At 74.6% G+C, this 19784-nt stretch carries 21 protein-coding genes and 1 pseudogene; 8 read left to right on the forward strand and 14 right to left on the reverse strand.

The window, feature by feature from the left end:
* Positions 1-126: 126 nt before the first annotated feature.
* A complete protein-coding gene (locus B085_RS42030) occupies positions 127-858 on the forward strand; it encodes a class I SAM-dependent methyltransferase (RefSeq protein ID WP_063741010.1) in 732 nt (243 codons plus the stop codon).
* 11 nt (positions 859-869) lie between these two features.
* Here the strand turns inward: B085_RS42030 and B085_RS0111005 are convergent, their stop codons facing one another.
* From B085_RS0111005 to B085_RS0111020, 4 genes are all read right to left on the reverse strand, one after another.
* Positions 870-2033 carry a lactate 2-monooxygenase gene (locus tag B085_RS0111005; RefSeq protein ID WP_018558627.1) on the reverse strand — a complete coding sequence of 388 codons (1164 nt, stop codon included), beginning with the start codon at positions 2031-2033 and terminating at the stop codon, positions 870-872.
* Between the two features lie 74 nt (positions 2034-2107).
* The gene (locus B085_RS0111010) at positions 2108-2647 is read right to left on the reverse strand and encodes a DoxX family protein (RefSeq protein WP_018558628.1); all 540 of its coding nucleotides are present in this window, start codon (positions 2645-2647) and stop codon (positions 2108-2110) included.
* Positions 2648-2737: 90 nt separating this feature from the next.
* Positions 2738-3349 (reverse strand): NAD(P)-dependent oxidoreductase, encoded by a 612-nt coding sequence (locus B085_RS0111015; protein WP_026250914.1) that lies wholly within the window; start codon positions 3347-3349, stop codon positions 2738-2740.
* A gap of 63 nt (positions 3350-3412) precedes the next feature.
* Positions 3413-4288 (reverse strand): Fpg/Nei family DNA glycosylase, encoded by an 876-nt coding sequence (locus tag B085_RS0111020; RefSeq protein WP_018558630.1) that lies wholly within the window; start codon positions 4286-4288, stop codon positions 3413-3415.
* 148 nt (positions 4289-4436) lie between these two features.
* On the opposite strand from B085_RS0111020, the gene B085_RS45555 reads away from it, so the two are divergent.
* Together B085_RS45555 and lnt are read left to right on the forward strand one after the other, a co-directional pair.
* The gene (locus tag B085_RS45555) at positions 4437-5147 is read left to right on the forward strand and encodes a hypothetical protein (protein ID WP_026250915.1); all 711 of its coding nucleotides are present in this window, start codon (positions 4437-4439) and stop codon (positions 5145-5147) included.
* A 948-nt stretch (positions 5148-6095) separates the two neighbouring features.
* Complete coding sequence (lnt, locus tag B085_RS0111035; protein WP_018558631.1) at positions 6096-7634, forward strand: apolipoprotein N-acyltransferase; 1539 nt, start codon at positions 6096-6098, stop codon at positions 7632-7634.
* Here lnt and B085_RS0111040 read toward each other — a convergent pair.
* Positions 7606-8520 (reverse strand): Gfo/Idh/MocA family protein, encoded by a 915-nt coding sequence (locus tag B085_RS0111040; RefSeq protein WP_018558632.1) that lies wholly within the window; start codon positions 8518-8520, stop codon positions 7606-7608. The genes lnt and B085_RS0111040 overlap by 29 nt on opposite strands.
* A 278-nt stretch (positions 8521-8798) precedes the next feature.
* Here B085_RS0111040 and B085_RS49245 point away from each other — a divergent pair.
* Positions 8799-9157, forward strand: a pseudogene (locus B085_RS49245) (TetR/AcrR family transcriptional regulator); the annotation flags it as partial.
* A 90-nt stretch (positions 9158-9247) separates the two neighbouring features.
* On the opposite strand, the gene B085_RS0111050 reads toward B085_RS49245, so the two are convergent.
* The 5 genes from B085_RS0111050 to B085_RS0111070 form a co-directional block, all read right to left on the reverse strand.
* On the reverse strand, positions 9248-9928 hold the full coding sequence (locus B085_RS0111050; RefSeq protein WP_018558634.1) for a uracil-DNA glycosylase: 681 nt from the start codon (positions 9926-9928) through the stop codon (positions 9248-9250).
* 177 nt (positions 9929-10105) lie between these two features.
* A complete protein-coding gene (locus B085_RS0111055) occupies positions 10106-10867 on the reverse strand; it encodes an SDR family oxidoreductase (protein WP_018558635.1) in 762 nt (253 codons plus the stop codon).
* Positions 10868-10889: 22 nt separating this feature from the next.
* Positions 10890-11651 carry a 3-oxoacyl-ACP reductase FabG gene (gene fabG, locus B085_RS0111060; protein WP_018558636.1) on the reverse strand — a complete coding sequence of 254 codons (762 nt, stop codon included), beginning with the start codon at positions 11649-11651 and terminating at the stop codon, positions 10890-10892.
* Positions 11652-11770: 119 nt separating this feature from the next.
* Positions 11771-12112 carry a DUF3037 domain-containing protein gene (locus B085_RS0111065; protein ID WP_051102031.1) on the reverse strand — a complete coding sequence of 114 codons (342 nt, stop codon included), beginning with the start codon at positions 12110-12112 and terminating at the stop codon, positions 11771-11773.
* Positions 12113-12159: 47 nt separating this feature from the next.
* Positions 12160-12978 carry a HipA family kinase gene (locus B085_RS0111070; RefSeq protein ID WP_018558638.1) on the reverse strand — a complete coding sequence of 273 codons (819 nt, stop codon included), beginning with the start codon at positions 12976-12978 and terminating at the stop codon, positions 12160-12162.
* A gap of 217 nt (positions 12979-13195) precedes the next feature.
* Between B085_RS0111070 and B085_RS0111075 the strand changes: the two genes are divergently transcribed.
* Positions 13196-13678, forward strand: coding sequence for a Rieske (2Fe-2S) protein (locus tag B085_RS0111075; protein ID WP_018558639.1), 483 nt, complete (start codon positions 13196-13198; stop codon positions 13676-13678).
* On the opposite strand, the gene B085_RS0111080 is transcribed toward B085_RS0111075, so the two are convergent.
* Positions 13661-14335, reverse strand: a complete 675-nt coding sequence (locus tag B085_RS0111080; RefSeq protein ID WP_018558640.1) for an isochorismatase family protein — start codon at positions 14333-14335, stop codon at positions 13661-13663. The genes B085_RS0111075 and B085_RS0111080 overlap by 18 nt on opposite strands.
* Before the next feature lie 85 nt (positions 14336-14420).
* On the opposite strand from B085_RS0111080, the gene B085_RS0111085 reads away from it, so the two are divergent.
* On the forward strand, positions 14421-14891 hold the full coding sequence (locus B085_RS0111085) for a pyridoxamine 5'-phosphate oxidase family protein (RefSeq protein ID WP_026250918.1): 471 nt from the start codon (positions 14421-14423) through the stop codon (positions 14889-14891).
* Here B085_RS0111085 and B085_RS45560 read toward each other — a convergent pair.
* Positions 14888-15733, reverse strand: coding sequence for a hypothetical protein (locus B085_RS45560; protein WP_018558642.1), 846 nt, complete (start codon positions 15731-15733; stop codon positions 14888-14890). The two genes, B085_RS0111085 and B085_RS45560, sit on opposite strands and share 4 nt — an antisense overlap.
* Positions 15734-15745: 12 nt before the next feature.
* The gene (locus tag B085_RS0111095) at positions 15746-16660 is read right to left on the reverse strand and encodes a LysR family transcriptional regulator (RefSeq protein ID WP_018558643.1); all 915 of its coding nucleotides are present in this window, start codon (positions 16658-16660) and stop codon (positions 15746-15748) included.
* Positions 16661-16728: 68 nt separating this feature from the next.
* Between B085_RS0111095 and B085_RS0111100 the strand changes: the two genes are divergently transcribed.
* On the forward strand, positions 16729-17718 hold the full coding sequence (locus B085_RS0111100) for a DMT family transporter (protein WP_018558644.1): 990 nt from the start codon (positions 16729-16731) through the stop codon (positions 17716-17718).
* A 19-nt stretch (positions 17719-17737) separates the two neighbouring features.
* Here B085_RS0111100 and B085_RS0111105 read toward each other — a convergent pair whose 3' ends face one another.
* On the reverse strand, positions 17738-19078 hold the full coding sequence (locus B085_RS0111105; protein ID WP_018558645.1) for an aminotransferase class I/II-fold pyridoxal phosphate-dependent enzyme: 1341 nt from the start codon (positions 19076-19078) through the stop codon (positions 17738-17740).
* 26 nt (positions 19079-19104) lie between these two features.
* On the opposite strand from B085_RS0111105, the gene B085_RS0111110 reads away from it, so the two are divergent.
* Positions 19105-19776, forward strand: a complete 672-nt coding sequence (locus B085_RS0111110; protein WP_018558646.1) for a pyridoxamine 5'-phosphate oxidase family protein — start codon at positions 19105-19107, stop codon at positions 19774-19776.
* The last annotated feature ends 8 nt before the right edge of the window (positions 19777-19784 follow it).

A 19784-nucleotide genomic window follows, 5' to 3' on the forward strand; every position in this document is an offset into this window, starting at 1 on the left:
TCGCGCGGCTCGCGGTCAGTTCCGGTCCGCATTGCGCGAGTCCCGGCGCCCGGACGGCGGTGCGGGCCCGCCCCAGGGCCGCGCGCCGCCGGTCCCGCTCCGGGGCCCGTCCGTAGCATCGGGTCCATGGCAACCCTGTGGGAGCTCATGCGCGACTGCATCCCCGACGACCACGCCCGCCAGGTCACGTCGCGCTTCTACCTCGACGAGGCCATGACCTCCCCCCGGGCACCGGACCGGGTGGTGGACCTCGGCTGCGGCCGGGGCGGCTCCGCCGCGCACTTCCGCCGGCACAACCCGCGGGTGCGCTGGGTGGGCGTCGACATCAGCGGCTCCCCCGAGGCACGGCAGCGCACCCCCGGCGACGACCCCGTCCTGTACTACGACGGCGTCCGGCTGCCCTTCCGCAGCGGCGCCCTCCCGCTGGTCTACTCGCACCAGGTGTTCGAGCACGTCTCCCGCCCGAGGGAACTGCTGGCCGAGATCGGACGGGTGCTGCGGCCGGGCGGGGTCTTCATCGGCAGCACCTCGCAGTTCGAGCCCTACCACTCCTTCAGCCTCTGGAACTACACGCCGTACGGCTTCCGGGTGCTGGTCGAGGAGGCCGGGCTCGTCATGGAGGAGATCCGGCCCTCGCTGGACGGGGTGACCCTCATCATGCGCTCGTACCACGGGCGGCCGCCGGAGTACGGCCGTTACTGGGACGAGGCGTCACCCCTGAACGCCGAGATCGACACCTGGGCGCATCGGACCGAGCGCGGCGCCGCCCTGGCGAACCTGCGCAAGCTCACCTACTGCGGGCAGTTCGCCTTCCGCGTCCGCAAGCCCGAGGACGCCGGTGCGAAGGCGCCTGCCTGAGGCCCCGCCGCCTACGGGACCTGCTGCAGCGACTGCGGGCCGAGTTCCCCGGGGCGGGAGTGGCCCGACAGGGCGAGGGTGAGGTCGAACTCGGCGAGCAGGCAGCGTACGACGTGCTCGACGCCCGCCCTGCCGCCGAGGCCGAGGCCGTAGGCGTAGGGGCGGCCGAGGAGCACGGCGGACGCGCCGAGCGCGAGGGCCTTGAAGACGTCGTCGCCGGTGCGGATGCCGCTGTCGAAGAGGACGGCGAGGCGGTCGCCGACGGCGCGGGCCACCGCGGGGAGGGCGTCGGCGGCGCCGATCGCACCGTTGACCTGGCGGCCGCCGTGGTTGGAGACGACGACGCCGTCCATGCCGGCGTCGGCGGCCAGGCGGGCGTCGTCGGGGTGCTGGACGCCCTTGAGGACGATGGGGCCGTCCCAGTTCTCGCGCAGGAAGGCGAGGTCGGGCCAGGTCTTGCCGGGGTCGGCGAACATGCCGACGAAGTGCAGTACGGCGGCGTTCAGGTCCTCCTCGACGGGCTTGGCGAGTCCGGCGAGGAAGGCGGGGTCGGTGAAGTAGTTGGCGGTGCCGATGCCCTTGAGGAAGGGCAGGTACGCCTGGTCCAGGTCGCGGGGCCGCCAGGCGAGCAGCGGGGTGTCGAGGGTGACGAGCAGCGCCGTGTACCCGGCGGCCTTGGCGCGGCCCAGGAAACTGCGCGTCACCTCGCGGTCCTTGGCCCAGTACAGCTGGAACCAGCGTTCGGCGTCGCCCATGGCCTCGGCGACGTCCTCCATGGGCGTGCTGGACGCCGAGGAGAGCACGAACGGCACCCCCTGCGCCGCGGCGGCCCGGGCGGCCGCGCACTCGGCGTCGGGGTGCACGATCGACAGGACGCCGACCGGGCCCAGCGCGAGCGGGGCGCTCAGCGTGCGGCCGAGGACCTCCACCGACAGGTCGCGCGACGACACGTCGCGCAGCATGCGCGGCACGATCCGCAGCCGGTCCAGGGCCTCCCGGTTGGCGCGTTCCGTACGGCCGCTTCCCGCACTGCCGGCGACGTACCCGAAGGGGCCGGGGGCCAGGCGCTCGGCGGCCAGTGCCTCCAGCCGCGTCAGATCCGTGGGGAGCGCGGGCAGCACGCCGGCGAGCCCGTTGAGGTAGATCTCGTACTGGTGGTCCGCCCGGTCGCCCATCCCTGTCCCTGTCCCGTCTGTCGGTGCCGAGAGCAGGACTGTGTCAGGGCCCGGCCGCCGCGTCCACCGTCCGGTCAGGCTTCTTCCGGCAGCTCGGCCGCCATGTCGGCGCGTACGGCGGCGTTTCGGCGGGAGATCACCAGCGCGGCGGCGGCGGCGCTGGCAGCGAAGGAGGCCGCGACCGTCCAGGGGCAGTCCAGTACGCCGCCGGTCAGGTGGTCCAGGGAGTACCGGCCGGGTCCCGCGAGGCCGATCGCGGCCGCCGTGAAGCCCAGGAAGGCCGGGAACTCGAAGCCGCCCGAGGCGGAGAAGAAGCCCGCCGGCAGGTGAACGGAGACCGCGCCGGCCATCCCCCCGGCGGCGGCCGCGCCCGCGGCCGGGGTGGCCAGCCCGAGCGCCAGCAGGGTTCCGCCGCCCGCCTCGGCGAGGCCCGAGGCGAGCGCGCTGCGCCGGCCGGGCCGGAAGCCCATGGACTCCATCGCCTCGCCGGTGCCCTCCAGGCCGTGACCTCCGAACCAGCCGAAGAGCTTCTGGGAGCCGTGCGCGACGAGCACCGCGCCCGCCCCGAGGCGCAGCGCGAGCAGTCCGAGGTCCTTGCGGCGGCTGTTGAGCATGACGGGGTCCTTCCGGGGCGGTGCGGACGCGTACGGCCAGTCTCGGCGCCCGCCGCGGGGCACGCCGCCCGCGATGGGCCGTCCGGGCGGTCAGGAGGCGATGGCCACGGCCTGCCGTACGCAGTCCTCGGAGCCCAGGGCGCGGAGCATGAAGTCGGCGAGGTCGGCCCGGCTGACCCGGGAGACGAGGCCGAGCCGAAGATCGGGTCCGGTGCGGTAGACGCCGGAGTAGCGGCCGCCGGTGATGACCGCGGGACGCACGATCGTCCACAGGTCGCCCTCGGCGCGGATCACCTCCTCCTGACGGTCCTTGTCCCGCATGATGGCCGGGATGACCAGCGAGGTCGCGACCCGGTACGCGCCGCGCCTGCCGGGTCCCGACCCGTACGCCCCGACGGCCACCAGCCGCCGTACGCCGAGTGCCCGCATGGCGGGGAGGATGCGCCGCATCGCGTCGGCGCAGACGGTCCCGCCGCGCGGGGAACGCGTGCCGAGGGCGCTGAGCACCCCGTCGGCGCCCGCCACGACGCGGCCGACGGCCTCGGGGTCCCGGACGTCGCCGGGCACCACCGTCAGCCGTTCGTGCGGGGGGAGCGCGGCGGGGTCGCGGGCCAGGGCGGTGACCTCGTGGCCCGAGGCGAGCGCCTGCGCGACGAGTTCGCGTCCCACATGGCCGGTGGCTCCGAAGATCGCGATACGCATGTCGGCACGGCTCCGGGTCGGGGACGGGTCACCGGCCATCCTGGTCCACCGCCCGCCGGGCGGCTACTTCAGCAGCCGCGACATCCTGCGGTCGGCGAGCGGCTTCCCGCCGGTCTGGCAGGTGGGGCAGTACTGCAGGGATGAGTCGCTGAAGGAGACCTCGCGGATCGTGTCGCCGCAGACGGGGCACGGTTCGCCGGTGCGCCCGTGCACCCGCAGCCCGGTCTTCTTCTCGCCCTTCAGGTCGCCCGCGGCAAGACCGTGGGAGCGTTCGACGGCGTCCTGGAGGGTGGTGCGCAGCGCTTCGTACAACCGGCTGACCTCCTCCTCGGAGAGGTTCGCGGCGAGCGCGTACGGCGACATCCGGGCGGCGTGCAGCACCTCGTCCGAATAGGCGTTGCCGACACCGGCGATGACGCCCTGGTCGCGCAGGACGCCCTTGATGCGGCGGCGTTCGCCGGAGAGGAGGGCCGCGAAGACCTCGCGGGTGAAGGCGGGACCGAGCGGCTCGGGGCCGAGCCGGGCGATGCCGGGGACGTCCTGGAGGTCCCGGACGCAGTGGACGGCCAGCCGCTTCTGGGTCCCCGCCTCCGTCAGGTCGAAGCCGGCTCCCTCCGGTTCCGCCATCAGCAGCCGCAGCGCGAGCGGGCCCTTGCCGGGGCGGGGCGCCGTCGTGGGCAGGTCGTCCTTCCAGCGCAGCCAGCCGCCCCGGGCCAGATGGACGGCGAGGTACGGGCCCGCGCCGTCGTCGGTGGTGAGGACGAGGAACTTGCCGCGCCGCCCCACGGAGGTCACGGTTCGGCCGTGCAGCGCGTCCAGCGGCGGGTCGTAGGTCTTGAGGACGCTCACCGCCACGGGCAGGATCCGGGCGATGGCGTGCCCGGCCATGCGGTCGGAGAGGAACCCGGCCAGGGCCTCGACTTCGGGCAGTTCCGGCATGCGACCAGTGTGCGCCCCGGGGCTGCGGGGTGCGAGCGGCGTCCGGACGGCCCCACCCGGTATCGGCGTTCAATACCGCGCCGTGAGCGGACAGTTGGATCTTCGGGAGAACTGGACATCGGGCCGCCGGATGTGAATGATCGCAGCCATGGCCGATTCTCTCCCCCTGCCCGCCGAGGCACCGAGCCACCCGGACCCGGGTGCGCTGGACCCCACCGAGGTGATACCCCGGCCGCAGCCGGTGGAGGCTGGTGAGGCCTCGGAGGTCCGGGTGATCAGCGGAGAGGTCGTCGGCGGCCGCCACCGCGGGCAGCGCCGCGGGCCCGGCCGCAGCTCGGTGGGCACGGCCGTGCTGACGGCGACCGGCGCCGTCGCGGGGCTGTCCATGCTGATGCCGCACGGCGGCTCCGGCGACGTCGCGAAGGCCGCCCAGGAGCCGGTCAGGACCGTACCGGACGGGGTCGTCGGGGAGACCATGGTGCCGACCGCGGCGGGCGCCGCCGTCGCCGCCGAGACGCCGAAATCCAGCCCCGAGGCGGTCACGAAGTCCGCGTCGAGCGGCACGGACACCGGCGCCCCCACGAGCGGCACGGGTACGGGATCCGGCACCCGCGACGCCGCGCGCGCGGACGTCCCGGACGGCCCTCCCGCCCCGGGACGCCACGCCCGCGTCAGCGGCGACTGGGACAGCCAGGACTGGCAGGAGGCCGTGGCCCGCGCCGTCGCCGCGCACCGCTCCGGCGAGCAGGGACACCTCGGCGGCCGGCACCGCGCCGGCGGCGGCTCCGGCCGGCACGGCGATTCCGGCGGTGACCGGTGGGGCGGCGGCCGGCAGGGGGACTGGTCCCGGGGCGGCTGAGCCGCTTGCGGGCTGACACGGCTTCAGTGCGGCGCCGCACCGAGGCGGGTGACGCACCGGGGAGGGGTTCCGCAACGGGGCCGGGCGCGCTCAGGGACGTCAGGGCAGTGCCTGCTCGGCCCGGATCGTCTTGCCGGTGGGCGTCCGCCGGGATCCCCCAGCGCTTCGTGAGCTGGGCGACGAGCGGCAGCCCGCGGCCGCCCTCGTGGAAGCTCCGGGCACGGCGCAGGTGCGGGGCGGTGCTGCTGGTGCCGGAGACCTCGCAGATCAAGGTGGCGTCGCGGAGCAGCCGGAGCTGGATCGGGCCGCCGCCGGCGTAGCGGATCGCTTCGGTCACCAGCTCGCTGACGACCAGTTCGGTGATGAACACGGCCTCCCCGAGCCCCCGTTCCCCGCGGTTGCTCCCCGGCCGCGCCGCGGCGACGACGACGACCGGGGCGTCGGGCAGTTCCCATGTGACGACCTGACGCGCGTCGAGCGCCCGGGTACGGGCGATCAGCAGGGCGATGTCGTCGCCGGGCCGGTCCCGCAGCGGCCCGTACAGCACGTTGTCGCGCAGTTCCTCCAGGCTCCCGGCGGGCCGGGTGGGCGTCCGGCGAGCAGCGTGAGCCCCGCGTCGACGTCGTGTCCGGCCGACTCGATCAGGCCGTCGCTGGAGAGGGCCGGCAGGCTGCCCTCGGGCGGTTCGAGCTCAGCCGACGCGAAGGGCGGTCCGCCCGTGGCGCTCCTCCCCTCCCCGTGCTCCCCGGGGCCGGTGCGCCTTCCCATGGGTACGTCCTCGTCCTCATGGCCGTTCCCCCCTCAGCACGGTCCCCCGCAGGGGCACTCTCGACCGGCGTGCGCCGCGGGGCGGCGGCGCGCACCGCACGGGACCGCCGGCTCACGCGCTGTCGCCCTCTGGGCAACGCCGTCCCGACGAAGGAGACTGAGGCCAGGCGAGTGTGAGGAGTGGCGCAGGTGACGCTGAAGGTCGATGACCCGCTGACGGCCTCCCCCCGGCCCGCCGCCTCGCCGTGGACGCGCGGCGCTGCGGCCGCGGCGGCGGGGGCGCTGCCCGCGCTGGCGTTCCCCACGCCGTCGCTGTGGTGGCTGGCGTACGTCGCCCTGGTGCCGTGGATGCTGCTGGCGCGCGCCGCGCCGACCGGCCGGCGGGCCGCCCTGGACGGGTGGCTGGGCGGGGCCGGGTTCATGGTGGCCGTGCACCACTGGCTGATCCCGAGCCTGCACGTCTTCATCGTGCTGATAGCGCTGCTGCTGGGGGCCTTGTGGGCGCCCTGGGGGTGGCTGGTGCGGCGGCTGCTCGGCGGCACGCCCGGCCGCCGCTCGGTGGTGGCGGCGACGGTCCTGGTGCCGTGCGCCTGGCTGCTGGTCGAGCTGGTGCGGTCGTGGGAGTACCTGGGCGGGCCGTGGGGCCTGCTGGGGGCGAGCCAGTGGCAGGTCGCGCCGGCGCTGCGGCTGGCCTCGATCGGGGGCGTGTGGCTGGTCAGCTTCCTGGTGGTGGCGGTCAACACGGCGCTGGCCGCGCTCCTCGCCGTGCCCTCGTCCCGGGCGGCCGCGGGCTCGGTGCTGGCGGCCGCGGCGGTGGGCACGACGGCGGTGTGGGCCTGGGCACCGGTCCCGACCCGTGGCGGGGAGTCCGTGCGGGTGGCGGTGGTGCAGCCGGGGGTGATCGACGGGCCGCAGCCGCGCTTCGACCGTGGGGAGCGGCTGACCCGTGCCCTCGCGGGCAAGGGCGTGGACCTGGTGGTGTGGGGGGAGAGCAGCGTCGGCTTCGACCTGTCGGCGCGCCCCGATCTGGCGAACCGGCTGGCCGCGCTGTCCCGGGACGTCGGCGCCGACATCCTGGTCAACGTCGACGCCCGGCGGACGGACGGCCTCGGGATATCCAAGACCTCGGTGCTGATGGGCCCGGACGGGCCGGCCGGCCCGAGCTACGACAAGATGCGGCTGGTGCCCTTCGGCGAGTACGTCCCGGCCCGCACCGTACTGGGCTGGGCCACGTCGGTGGGCAGGGCGGCCGGTGAGGACCGGATCCGGGGCGGGCACCAGGTGGTCATGGACGCGGGCCCCGTGCGGCTGGGCCCCCTGGTGTGCTTCGAGTCGGCCTTCCCGGACATGAGCCGCCACCTCGCGGACGACGGGGCGCAGCTGCTGGTGGCGCAGTCCTCCACGTCCTCCTTCCAGGGCAGCTGGGCGCCCGCGCAGCACGCCTCGCTGGCGGCGCTGCGCTCCGCGGAGTCCTGGCGGCCGATGGTGCACGCGACGCTGACGGGGATCAGCGCGGTCCACGACGCCCGCGGCGAGCGGCTCGGCCCGGTGCTGGGAACGTCGCGCAGCGCGGCGCAGGTGTACGACGTGCCGCTGGACTCCGGGCGCAGCCCGTACGACCGGCTCGGGGACTGGGTGCCCCGGCTGGCGGTGCTGCTGCTGGCCGGGGCGGGGGCCTACGAGGCGGCGCTCAGGAGGTCTGCTCGGTCACGGCGGTGACGACGCGCTCGCACAGCTCGTGGGTGAGCAGCGCGTCGCGGGCGTCGAGGGGTCTGCCGTGCCGTACGGCGTCGAGGAACGCGAGGGCGATCCCCTCTATGCCGCGCTGACGGGCGACGGGCACCCAGTCGCCGCGGCGGCGGACGGTGGGCTGACCCTTGTGGTCGACGACCTCGGCCAGGTTGAACACCTGGCGCTTGCTGTCCTGGCCCATGACCTCCAGGACCTCCTCGCTGGAGCCGCTCATGCGGTTCATCACGCCGATCGCGGTGAAGCCTTCGCCGGACAGCTGCAGCGTGACGTGGTGGAGCAGCCCGCCGCGGACCCGGGCCCGGACGTCGGTGTGCTCGACGGGGCCGGGGAGGAGGAAGCGCAGGGTGTCGACGACGTGGATGAAGTCGTCGAAGACGACGGTACGCGCGGTCTCCGGATGCCCGATGCGGTTCTTCTGCATGAGGATCAGGTCGCGCGGGTGGTCGGCGCACTGCACGTAGCCCGGCGCGTGGCGGCGGTTGAAGCCGACCGTGAGCCCGACGCCGCGCTCCTCGGCGAGCCGCACCAGGTGCTCGGCCCCGGCCAGGTCGTAGGCGAGCGGCTTGTCGACGTAGACGGGGACGCCCGCGGCGATGAGGCGTTCGGTGATCTCGACGTGCGTCTCGGTGGGGGCGTGCACGAACGCCCCGTCGAGCCCCTGGTCGAGCAGGGCGTCGAGGGTCTCGTGGCGGTGCGCGACCGGGACGCGGTGCGTGTCGCCGACGGTGTCGAGGGTCGCGCGGGTGCGGGTCTGCAGGTGCAGCTCCACCCCCGGCTGGGCCGTGAGCACCGGCAGGTACGCCTTGCGCGCGATGTCGCCGAGTCCGATGACCCCGATCCTGAGGGGTTCCATGTGCCGCTCCCGCCTACGCCTGCCGTGCCTGACCAGTGCCGTCGGCAGCATACGGGCCGGTCGGCGGGCGCCAGTCGGCGATCCCGTCGAGGCTGCGCAGGGTCAGGCGCGGGCCGGCGGTGTCGTCACCCCGGAGGGCGGACCGATCATCGGCCGGGCCGTCCGGCCGGCGCCCGGGGCCGAGTGCACCCGGCCACGCCGGGACCGGTCGGCGGCCCACGCCGCTCAGCCCTCGCGGTCGGGACGGGGCGGGATGCCGGGGCCGGTAGGTTGCCGTCATGAGCACCGCGCAGACGTCCCGGGCCGAGCTGATCGCCGACACCGCACTCGCGCCGCTCGCCGAGCGCGGGATGCGGGGCCTGAGCCACCGTGCGGTCGACGAGGCGGCCGGTCTGCCGCAGGGCTCGACGTCCGACCACGCCCGGACCCGGGCGGCCCTGCTGGAGGCGGCGGTCCACAGGCTGGCCCTCCGCGAGTCGCAGACCGCCGACGCCTCCGGGACCCCCGCACCCGCACCGGGCCCGAAGGCCTGGCGGCGCTGCTCGCGTTCTTCCTGCACCGCTCGGTCACCGAGGCCCGCGACCTCACCCGCGCCCGGCTGGAAATCGCCCTGGAGGCCACCCGGCGCCCGCGCATCGACGGGGTCACGGGCGACTGACGTCCTGAGCGCCCCCGTCGGTCCGGGCCGGGCGACGACCCCCGTGCGCCGCCCGGCCCGGACCGGGCCTCACTTGCCCAGGTCCGGGATGCGCCAGTCCACCGGGTCGTGGCCCTGTGCCTTGAGCGCCTCGTCGATCTGGGTGAAGGGGCGGCTGCCCAGGAAGAGCTTGGCCGACAGCGGCGACGGGTGGGCGCCCTGGACGACCGCGTGCCGCTCGGTGTCGATCAGCGGCAGCTTCTTCTTGGCGTAGTTGCCCCACAGCACGAAGACCGCCGGGTCCGGCCGGGACGCGACGGCCTTGATGACCGCGTCGGTGAACTTCTCCCATCCCTTGCCCTTGTGGGAGTTGGCCTCCGCCTCGCGCACCGTCAGCACCGCGTTGAGCAGCAGTACGCCCTGCTCGGCCCACGGCATCAGATAGCCGTTGTCGGGGACCGGGTGGCCGTACTCCTCCTTCATCTCCTTGAAGATGTTCCGCAGCGAGGGCGGCGTCCTGACACCGGGCTGCACGGAGAAGCAGAGGCCGTGCCCCTGGCCCTCGCCGTGGTACGGGTCCTGGCCGAGGACCAGCACCTTCACCTTGTCGTAGGGAGTGGCCTCCAGAGCCGCGAAGACCTGCTCGCGCGGCGGGAAGACCTTGTGCTTCCCGCGCTCCTCCTCCACGAACTCGGTCAGCTGGGTGAAGTAGGGCTTCTCCAGCTCCTCACCGAGGACGGCCTGCCAGGACTCGGGCAGCGTGATGGGCACGACGGGAACCTCCGGTACGCGATCCGTTACTGGGGACGAACGTACCGTTCCGCACTGACAATCCGCCCGGCCGGGGGTCCGCCGAGCCGGACGGCGCCGCGCACCCCCGGTGTCTGCCGCCGAAGCGACGGCAGACACCGGGGACGGTGAGCGTCGACGTGCGGACGAAGCCGAACCTCAGGCGCCGACACCGGCGTTGAGGAAGATGCCGCCGTCCACGACCAGGGTCTGGCCGGTGATCCAGGCCGCCGCGTCCGAGAGCAGGAAGGCGGCGGCACCGCCGATGTCCTCGGGCACGCCGAGCCGGCCCAGCGGGTACGCGGACGCGGCCTGCTCCTCGCGGCCCTCGTACAGGGCGGAGGCGAACCTGGTCTTGACGACCGCGGGCGCGATGGCGTTGGCCCGGACGCCGGGCGCCATCTCGGAGGCGAGCTGCAGCGTGAGGTTGACCATCGCGGCCTTGCTCATGCCGTACGCGCCGATGAACGGGGAGGCGCTGATGCCCGCGATGGAGGCGATGTTGACGATCGCGCCGCCGTTCTCCTTCATCCACGCCTTGTAGGTCTGCTGGGCGAAGCCGAGCGCGGAGACGACGTTGGTCTCGAAGACCTTGCGGGCGACGCCGAGGTCGAGTTCGGCGAGCGGGCCGAAGACCGGGTTGGTGCCGGCGTTGTTGGCGAGGTAGTCGACGCGGCCGAAGGCCTCCATCGTGCGCTCGACGACCTCGGCCTGGTGCGCCTCGTCGTGGGCCTTGCCGGCCACGCCGAGGGCCCGGTCGGCGCCGAGGCGTTCGACGGCCTCCTTCAGCGCCTCCTCGTTGCGGCCGGTGATGACGACCCGGTCGCCGCGGGCGACCAGGGCCTCGGCGATGCCGTAGCCGATGCCGCGGCTGGCTCCGGTGACGATCGCGACGCGGCCGTTGTCGGGCTGGGTGCTCATGATGCGGGTCTCCTGTCGCGGGTCAGTCGAGCGGGCCGCCGGCCACGTACAGCACCTGTCCGGAGACAAAGCCCGCGGCGTCGCCGGTGAAGAAGGCGATGGCGTTGGCGACGTCGTCCGGGTTGCCGACGCGCTGCACCGGGATCTGGGTGGCGGCCGCGGCCTGGAACTCCTCGAATCCCATGCCGATGCGGGCGGCGGTGGCGGCGGTCATGTCGGTGGCGATGAAGCCGGGCGCGACGGCGTTGGCGGTGACGCCGAACTTGCCGAGCTCGTGCGCCAGGGTCTTGGTGAAGCCCTGCAGGCCGGCCTTGGCGGCGGAGTAGTTGGCCTGGCCGCGGTTGCCGAGGGCGGAGGAGGAGGACAGGTTGACCACGCGGCCGAACTTCGCGTCCACCATGTGCTTCTGGACGGCGCGGGTCATCAGGAAGGCGCCGCGCAGGTGCACGTTCATGACCGTGTCCCAGTCGGCCGCGCTCATCTTGAACAGCAGGTTGTCGCGGAGCACGCCGGCGTTGTTGACGAGGATCGTCGGCGCCCCGAGCTCCTCGGCGACACGCGCGACCGCGGCCGCGACCTGCTCCTCGTCGGAGACGTCCGCACCGACGGCGACGGCCCGGCCGCCCGCCTTGGTGATCTGCTCGACGGTGTCCTTGCACGCGGTCTCGTCGAGGTCCAGCACGGCCACGGCGCGGCCCTCCGCGGCCAGGCGCACGGCGGTGGCGGCGCCGATGCCGCGCGCCGCCCCTGTCACGATCGCAACGCGCTGCTCGGTGGTCGACATCTGCTCTCCTCAGCCCTGTGGGGAGCGGTCGCGCAGGTGAGCGACCGCTTAGTACGTCCCGTAGCCGAAACCGTAGGAGCGCAGTGACCCTGTGTCAACGCCCACCGCGCCGATGTGGCTCAGCGCACCAGAAGATCCAGCAGACGGTCCACCTCGGCCTCCGGGTCCTCGGTCAGCCCGGTGTGGATGGGGCCCGGCTGCACAATGGTGCTGCGCGGCGCCGTCAGCCACCGGAAGCGCCGCCCCGGATCGTCCTCCGCCGCCTGCCCGGCCCGGTCGCCGCCCGCGCAGATGCCCTCGTAGCCGCGCAGCGCGGCCCGCACCCCCGCGACGTCAACGTCGGGGTCGAGGCAGCGCAGCCGCGTCTCGTCCAGGTGGACGCGGGCGCCCACGAAGGACTTGGCCCGGCAGTAGACCAGCACGCCCGCGTTGATCAGCTCGCCGCGCTCGATCCGCGGCATCACACGCACCAGCGCGTACTCGAACACATCGCGCCCGCTCGCCGTGCTCACTTGGCGGCCTTCCCCTCGACCCAGGTGCGCAGCCACTCCGGCGGCGCCTGCTTCTCCTGCTGCTTCGGGGCGAGGACGATCCGCTCGCCCACGGTGCCGGCGCGCGCCAGCAGCACCCGCTCGTAGGCGCGCCGCACCTCGTCGGGGCCCGCGAAGCCGGGCTCGTCCACCAGCCACTCGTCGGGGATCTGGGCGGTGACCTCGCGCAGCAGCGCCTCGTCCACGCGCGGGGCGAGGTCGCGGGCGGCGGACTCCACGTCCGGGGCGAACCGGGCGAGCGCGTGGTCGGCGGCGTCGTACGGCTTGTCGGCGGCCTGGTCGGCGCCCTTCCAGTTGTGGTGGAAGATCAGCGAGGCGCCGTGGTCGATCAGCCAGAGATCCTGGTGCCAGACCAGCATGTTCGGGTTGCGCCACGAGCGGTCGACGTTGCCGACGAGCGCGTCGAACCACACGATCCGCCCCGCCTCGGCGGACTCCACCTCGAAGACGAGCGGGTCGAAGCCGAGCGCGCCCGGCAGGAAGTCCATGCCGAGGTTGAGGCCGCCGCTGGCCTTCAGCAGGTCCTGGATCTCCTGGTCCGGCTCGCCCAGCCCGATCACCGGGTCGAACTGGAACCGCACCAGCAGCGGCACCCGCAGCCCCAGCCGCCGGGCCAGCTCCCCCGCGATCACCTCGGCCACCAGCGCCTTGCGGCCCTGTGCGGCACCCACGAACTTCACCACATACGTCCCCAGGTCGTCGGCCTCGACGACACCGGGCACCGATCCGCCCTCACGCAACGGCGTGACGTAGCGGATACCTGTCACTTCCTCCATGGACGCATCCTAATGACCGGTCTCCGGCGGCCGCGGACCGCCGTCACCCGGTCCCGGCCCTGGTCCCTGCCCCCGGGGGGAATTTTCGAGGGTGGAACTTTCAGGGGATGGCTGAACGGCCCACCCATCTCGTCCGTACGACAGGGCAGGGCGTGACCCACGCTCCCGGGCCCCGGCAGGCGGTCCGGAACGGACGAGGCAACAGGATGTGTGACGCATGGCCGAGACGACTGGCATCGCAGGGGCTCCGACCCGCCGCGCCGTGGTCGCCGGAGTGGGTGCGGCGGGGCTCGCGGCCGCGCTGGCCGCCTGCGGCGACTCCAACGACTCCGCGGGCGCCTACAGCCCCGCGGCGCCCCCGCAGGGCGGCGACCAGGGGGCCGGCGGGTCGGCGCCCGCCGGCGGCGGGGCCGAGGCGGCGCTGGCCAAGACCTCGGAGATCCCGGTCGGCGGCGGCAAGATCTTCGCGGACAAGAAGGTCGTCGTCTGCCAGCCCGAGGCGGGCTCGTTCAAGGCGTTCTCCGCGATCTGCACCCACCAGGGCTGCGCTGTCAGCGAGATCGCGGGCGGCACGATCAACTGCCCCTGCCACGGCAGCAAGTTCAGCATCAAGGACGGCAGCGTGGCCAACGGCCCGGCGACCCAGCCGCTGGCGGCGGCGAACATCAAGGTGGAGGGGGACTCAGTGGCCCTGGCCTGAGTCCCCCGGACCCGGCCCGGACCGTTCCCAGCTGCCGATCACCTCGTCGGTGGTGGTGACCGTGGCGACCAGCGCGAGGGTGTGCCGGAGCATGTCGGCGGTGTACGACTGCGGCACCCCGGCGATGGCGTCGGCGGGCACGACCGCCTCGTAGCCGAGGTTGACCACGTCGAAGACGGCGTTGGGGACGGCCACGTTGGCCGACACCCCGGTGACGACGACCGTGCGCACGCCGAGGTTGCGCAGCACGGCGTCGAGGCCGGTGCCGGCGACCGGCGACAGCCCGTGCAGCCGTCGCACCACGAGGTCGCCGGCACCGACCGCTATCTCCTCGGCCACCTCGACGGCGGGCGTGCCGGCGACCTGCGGTACGGGGAGCCGTTCGGCGGCGCGGAAGATCCGCGCGTTGCGGCTGGACCCGCGGCCGTCGGCGCGGCGTTCCGCGACCGCGTGCACCACGGTGGCGCCCGCCGCGTGGGCGGCGGCGACCAGCCGCCCGGTGGCCTCCAGCGCCCCGGAGGCGCGTACGGCGGCCGCGAGTTCCGGCAGCGCGCCGCCCGGGCGGACCACCCCGCGCCGGCACTCGACGGTGAGCACGGCGGCGGACCGGGGGGTCAGGAGCGCGTCGAGCCGCCGGTGCCGATTGCCGTCCGCCACTCTTGCCCCCTCGCGCTCGGGTGCCCTACCGTCGTCCCGGGTGAACGTACCTGACGACATGTCAGGCTGGGAAGTGGGGGTGCGCATGGCCGTCGCACAGCGCCGCGGACGCCGGATCATGATGACCGCCGAGGAGGTGGACGCCTTCCTCGGCGCGCAGCGCACCTGCCGCGTGGCCACGGTCTCGCCCGACGGCCGCCCGCACGTGGGAGCCCTGTGGTTCGCCTGGGACGGCGCGTCCCTGTGGCTGTACTCGATCGTCCGCAGCCGCCGCTGGGCCGACCTGCGGAGCGACCCGCGCGTCGCGGTCGTCGTCGACGACGGCACGGAGTACGGGGACCTGCGCGGCGTCGAACTCTCCGGCACCGTGGAGTTCGTGGGCGAGGCGCCCCGCACCGGCGAGCCCCACCCGGACCTGGAGGCCGTCGAGCGGTTGTTCGCCGCCAAGAACTTCGGCCTGGAGTCCATGCCCCACGACGGCCGCCACGCCTGGCTCCGCCTGACCCCGGACGCCGTGGTCTCCTGGGACTTCCGCAAGATGCCGGACCCTGGCTAGGGCACGCGCGCGACCGCGTCCCCGAGGGCGGAGCGCCGTCCTCGTGCGGCGTCGCGGAGTTCGGCGAGTGCCTGGTCACGGTCGACGAGCGGGGGCGTGAAACGGCCGCCGGAGGCACGGACGTGCTCCTCCCAGTGGTCCGCCCAGAACTCCACCGTCCACCCCCGCCAGCGCGAGGCCATCAGCGGCGCCCCGGCCTGGGCACCGAGCAGCCACCAGCCCACCCGGCGCCGCGCCGGGTCCACATGGAGGCCGGAGTCCGCGGCGAGGACACATCGCCCGTGGTCGGGCGCCCCCGCGAGCCGGTCGAGCAGCGCCGGGCCTTCGGCCACCGGGTGGTGGTTGGCGGAGGACAGCAGATGGCAGCGGTCGGCGCCGACCGTGACGACCCGGATCATGGGATCGCGCTCGGCCAGTTCCCCGTCACCGGTCGCGAGGGCGCCGTCGGGACAGGTCGAACCGCCGGTCTCCCGTACGGCCTCGGGGTCCAGGCCGAGGTGGGAACGCAGTTCGGCGGGACCGTCGTAGGTCCAGCGCAGCTGCCAGCCGGGCCAGGCGCGTCGCAGCGCCTGCCACACGGCGGCGCGGTGGCGCAGTTCGACGACGGGCCCCTCCCAGGCGAAGAACAGCAGCACCCTCTGCCGCAGGTCGATCAGCGCCGCCGCCTGGCACCACACCTCGTCGCGCCGGCCTTCGGCCCGTGGGCGCTCCCGGAGGACCGGCACCAGGACGTCGGGACCGGCGAGCAGGTCGAGGTCGAGACCGACCGCGCCGAAGCGGGCCTCGTACACCTCGTGCCCGCCGTCCTCGCGCACGAGGACGTACGTCGCCCAGTCAGCCATCCGGGGATGGTCTCAGACGTCGGCGGCCGCCACGTCCTCCCCCGCCCGGCGCAGGGCGTCGACGGCGGCGCGGATGGCGGGGCGGCGGTCGGCGTCGGAGCGCCAGACGGCGTAGATGTGGCGCTTCATGGTGTGCCGCACGCGGATGGCGCGGACCCCGGCCGGGAGGGGGCCGCGGCCCAGGCGCGGGACGACGGCGACGCCCAGGCCGGCGGCGACGAGGGCCAGCACCGTGGGGTGCTCCTCGGCGTGGTGGGCGATGCGCGGTTCCACGCCCTTGCCGCGCAGGGTGAACAGCAGCCACTCGTGGCAGAAGCCACCGTCCGGCCAGGCGATCCAGTCGTCGTCGGCGAGTTCGCCGAGGTCGACCTCGGCACGGCCGGCCAGGTGGTGGCCCTCGGGGACGACGACGTCGGCGATGTCGTCGAGCAGCGGCTCCTTGGCCAGGCCCCCGGGCAGCGACAGCGGCTTGTTGTACCAGTCGAGGACGACCGCGAGGTCGATGTCGCCGCGGACGAGCCGGGCCAGCGCGTCCTGGGGCTCCATCTCGCGGACCATCGCGCGCAGCTTGGGGTGGTCGCGCCGCGTCGCGGCGAGCGCCTGCGGGAACAGCCCGCGCACCGACGTGGGGAAGGCCGCCATGCGCAGTTCGCCGACCGCGGCGCCGCGGTGCGCCTCCAGGTCGGAGTGGGCGAGCTCGACGAGGGAGAGGATGCGGTCGGCGTGCCCGGACAGCAGCCGGCCGGCGTCGGTGAGCCGGACCCCTCGGCCGTTCTTGGCGAGCAGGATCTGTCCGGTCTCACGTTCGAGCTTGCCCATCTGCTGGGAGACGGCGGAGGTCGTCACGTGCAGGACGTCCGCCGCGGCGCTCACCGAGCCGTAGGTGGAGATCGCGTGCAGGATGCGCAGGCGCTCGAGATTCAACATGTAAGCAACACTACGCGATCACCGGCAGGTTTTCTCGCTTGTCCTAAGAGGTTCGATCCGTCATCGTGATGGCCATGAGCGCACCCAGCACCCGCCGCCCGGACGCCGTGGCCGCCCCCTCCACCGCCGGCGCCCCACCGGCCGCCGTCACCGGCGCCCCCTCCGCCACCGCGCGCCGCCGCCTCGTCGTCGACTGGCGCGTCAGCTGGGCGGTGCTCGCGCTCATCTGGGGCTTCAGCTTCCTGTTCATCAAGGTGGGCACCGAGGCCTACGCCCCGCTGCAGGTCGCGCTCGGCCGCATGGCGTTCGGCACCGCGGTGCTGGCCGCCGCCTTCGCCCTGAAGCGGGAGCGGCTGCCGCGCGGCGCGCGCGCCTGGGGGCACATGGCGGTCGCCGCGCTGCTGCTGAACACAGTGCCGTTCACACTCTTCGCGTACGCGGAGCTGACGATCCCGTCGACGCTCGCGGGGATATGCAACGCCACGACCCCGCTGTGGAGCATGGTGCTGTCGGTGGTGGCGCTCTCGGACGACAAGCCGACCCGGCAGCGGGTCGCGGGGGTCGGCATCGGCTTCGTCGGCGTGCTGACCGTGCTCGGCGCCTGGCAGGGCTTCTCCGGGACGGACCCGGCGGGCACCGCGATGGCGCTGGGCGCCTCCGCGAGCTACGCGGTGGGCTGGATCTACGTGCGCCGCACCCTGAGCGGCAGCGGCAACTCGGCGCTGTCGATGTCCTCCGCGCAGCTGCTCCTCGGCACCGTCCAGCTGGCCGTGCTGACGCCGCTGTTCACCTCCGTGCCCGCCTCGTTCCCGCTGTGGCCGACGCTGTCGGTGGTGGCGCTGGGCGCGCTGGGCACCGGGATCGCCTTCCTGCTGCAGTACGGGATCGTCGCGGAGAAGGGCCCGACGATCGCCACGATGGTCACCTACCTGATCCCGGTCATCGCGACCGCGGCCGGCGTCGCCCTGCTGAACGAGCGCCTGACGTGGAACGAACCGGTCGGCGCCCTCGTGGTGCTCGCCGGCGCGGCGCTGACCCAGCGCCGCCCGGCGGGCTGACCGCACGGTCCGCGCCCGGTCAGCCGAAGCGCCCCGCGCGGAGCGGGCGGACCGCGCCGGCGACCGCCTCGGCCAGGGCCGGGACCTCGTCCACCGTGACCGGCGAGACGGTCACGCGGATGCCCGGCGGGGAGTCCAGCCGGAAGCGCGCGCCGGGCGCCACGGCCCAGCCCGACTGCAGGAGCCGGGCGACGGCCGCGGTCTCGTCCGGCACCGGGACCCAGACGTTCATGCCGCTGCGGCCGTGCGCCGCGACGCCCCGGTCGGCCAGCGCCCGCACCAGCGCGTCGCGGCGCGCGGCGTAGGCGGCGGAGACGGCCGGGACGTCGACCGCACCGGTGCGCCAGAGGTGGGCGACGGTGTGCTGCAGCAGATGGCTGACCCAGCCGGGCCCCAGCCGGTAGCGGCCGCGGACCCGGTCGACGGTGACCGGGTCGCCGGTGAGCACGGCCAGCCGCAGGTCGGGGCCGTAGGCCTTGGCGGTGGAGCGGACCAGCATCCAGTGCGGGGTGCTGCCGGCGAGCGGATGCAGGGGCAGCTCGGTCAGTCCGTTCACATGGTCGTCGTCGATGACGAGCACCCGCGGGTGGCCCCCCAGGACCGTGCGCAGTTCGCCGGCGCGCGCCGCGGAGAGCGTGGCGCCGGTCGGGTTCTGCCCGCGGTCGGTGACGATCAGCGCCCGCGCGCCCCGCCGGAGGGCGGCGTCGACGTCGTGCGGGAGCGGCCCGTCGTCGTCCACGCCCACCGGGACGGCGCGCAGCCCGAGGGCCGGGACGAGGTCGAAGACGCTGCCCCACCCCGGGTCCTCCACCGCCACCGCGTCCCCCGGCCGCAGGTGGGCGGTGAGCGCGCGTTCCATGGCGTCGAGGGAACCGGAGGTGAGCCCGACCGGCCCGGCCGGCACCCCGTCGGCGTCGAAGGCGGCCCGCGCCAGGGCCGCGAGCTCCTCCTCGACCGGGGCGTGCCCGTACAGCATGGGCTGCCGTGCGTTGCGCGCCGCGGCCTCGGCCAGCGCCTCCGCGAGCGGTGGCAGCAGCGCGGTGTCCGGATTGCCGGTGGACAGGTCCCGCACCCCGGGCGGCACCTCCGGGCGGATCTCGTCGCGCGCCGTGGTCGCCGGCCGCCGCCGCACCCGGCTGCCGCGGCGGCCCGCGGTCTCGATGACGCCGCGGTCGCGCAGCAGGCGGTAGGCGGCGGCGACGGTGTTGGGGTTGACGCCGAGTCCGGCGGCGAGCTCCCGCAGCGGCGGCAGCGCGGCGCCGGGGGCGAGCGCGCCCTCGCCGATGGCCCGTTCGACGCTCGCCGCGATGTCCGCTGCGCCCCGGCCGGTGAACGTATACTCTCCTAGCACAAACAGCATTATGCACTAGTGCAAAGGATCGTGCCATGTCCGCCACGCCCTCCGCTGCCGACGCGTACGCTCCCACCGACCGCACCGTCCCCACCCGCAGCCGCGAGCGCGCCTCGTACGACCGCGAGCTGGTGCACGCGATCCTCGACGCGGACTACCTCTGCCACCTCGGCTTCGTCCGCGACGGGGCGCCGGTCGTGCTGCCGACCCTCTACGCCCGCGTCGGCGAGCGGCTCTACGTGCACGGCTCCACCGGCTCCCGTCCGTTGCGCGGCGCCGGCGAGGACACCGGGCTCCCGGTCTGCCTGACCGTGACGCACCTGGACGGGCTCGTGCTGGCCCGTTCCGCCTTCCACCACACCATCAACTACCGCTCCGTGGTGGTGCACGGCGTGGCCCGCCAGGTCACCGACCCCGCCGAGCGCTCCGCCGCCCTGGACGCCCTGGTCGAGCACATCGTGCCCGGCCGGGTCGCCGACTCCCGCCCGGCCAACGCCAAGGAACTGGCCGCCACCGCCGTCATCGCCCTCGACCTGCACGAGGTCTCGGCCAAGGTGCGCACCGGCGGCCCCGGCGACGACCCCGAGGACCTGGCGCTCCCCCACTGGACGGGAGTGCTGCCCGTCACCCGCGCCTACGGAACACCCGAACCCGCGGACGACCTCGACCCGTCGATCGCCGCCCCGGGCTACCTCACCACGCGCTGAAGGGAGCC

This window comes from Streptomyces sp. BoleA5 (assembly GCF_000373665.1).
In the GTDB taxonomy this organism is placed as follows: Bacteria; Actinomycetota; Actinomycetes; order Streptomycetales; family Streptomycetaceae; genus Actinacidiphila.

Excerpts from the sequence above, each read along its gene's own strand:
- B085_RS42030 (WP_063741010.1), top strand. The coding sequence starts at position 127 with ATGGCAACCCTGTGGGAGCTCATGCGCGACTGCATCCCCGACGACCAC.
- B085_RS0111005 (WP_018558627.1), bottom strand. The coding sequence starts at position 2,033 with ATGGGCGACCGGGCGGACCACCAGTACGAGATCTACCTCAACGGGCTC.
- B085_RS0111010 (WP_018558628.1), bottom strand. The coding sequence starts at position 2,647 with ATGCTCAACAGCCGCCGCAAGGACCTCGGACTGCTCGCGCTGCGCCTC.
- B085_RS0111015 (WP_026250914.1), bottom strand. The coding sequence starts at position 3,349 with ATGCGTATCGCGATCTTCGGAGCCACCGGCCATGTGGGACGCGAACTC.
- B085_RS0111020 (WP_018558630.1), bottom strand. The coding sequence starts at position 4,288 with ATGCCGGAACTGCCCGAAGTCGAGGCCCTGGCCGGGTTCCTCTCCGAC.
- B085_RS45555 (WP_026250915.1), top strand. The coding sequence starts at position 4,437 with ATGGCCGATTCTCTCCCCCTGCCCGCCGAGGCACCGAGCCACCCGGAC.
- B085_RS0111040 (WP_018558632.1), bottom strand. The coding sequence starts at position 8,520 with ATGGAACCCCTCAGGATCGGGGTCATCGGACTCGGCGACATCGCGCGC.
- B085_RS0111055 (WP_018558635.1), bottom strand. The coding sequence starts at position 10,867 with ATGAGCACCCAGCCCGACAACGGCCGCGTCGCGATCGTCACCGGAGCC.
- fabG (WP_018558636.1), bottom strand. The coding sequence starts at position 11,651 with ATGTCGACCACCGAGCAGCGCGTTGCGATCGTGACAGGGGCGGCGCGC.
- B085_RS0111065 (WP_051102031.1), bottom strand. The coding sequence starts at position 12,112 with ATGCCGCGGATCGAGCGCGGCGAGCTGATCAACGCGGGCGTGCTGGTC.
- B085_RS0111070 (WP_018558638.1), bottom strand. The coding sequence starts at position 12,978 with ATGGAGGAAGTGACAGGTATCCGCTACGTCACGCCGTTGCGTGAGGGC.
- B085_RS0111075 (WP_018558639.1), top strand. The coding sequence starts at position 13,196 with ATGGCCGAGACGACTGGCATCGCAGGGGCTCCGACCCGCCGCGCCGTG.
- B085_RS0111085 (WP_026250918.1), top strand. The coding sequence starts at position 14,421 with ATGGCCGTCGCACAGCGCCGCGGACGCCGGATCATGATGACCGCCGAG.
- B085_RS45560 (WP_018558642.1), bottom strand. The coding sequence starts at position 15,733 with ATGGCTGACTGGGCGACGTACGTCCTCGTGCGCGAGGACGGCGGGCAC.
- B085_RS0111095 (WP_018558643.1), bottom strand. The coding sequence starts at position 16,660 with ATGTTGAATCTCGAGCGCCTGCGCATCCTGCACGCGATCTCCACCTAC.
- B085_RS0111100 (WP_018558644.1), top strand. The coding sequence starts at position 16,729 with ATGGCCATGAGCGCACCCAGCACCCGCCGCCCGGACGCCGTGGCCGCC.
- B085_RS0111105 (WP_018558645.1), bottom strand. The coding sequence starts at position 19,078 with ATGCTGTTTGTGCTAGGAGAGTATACGTTCACCGGCCGGGGCGCAGCG.
- B085_RS0111110 (WP_018558646.1), top strand. The coding sequence starts at position 19,105 with ATGTCCGCCACGCCCTCCGCTGCCGACGCGTACGCTCCCACCGACCGC.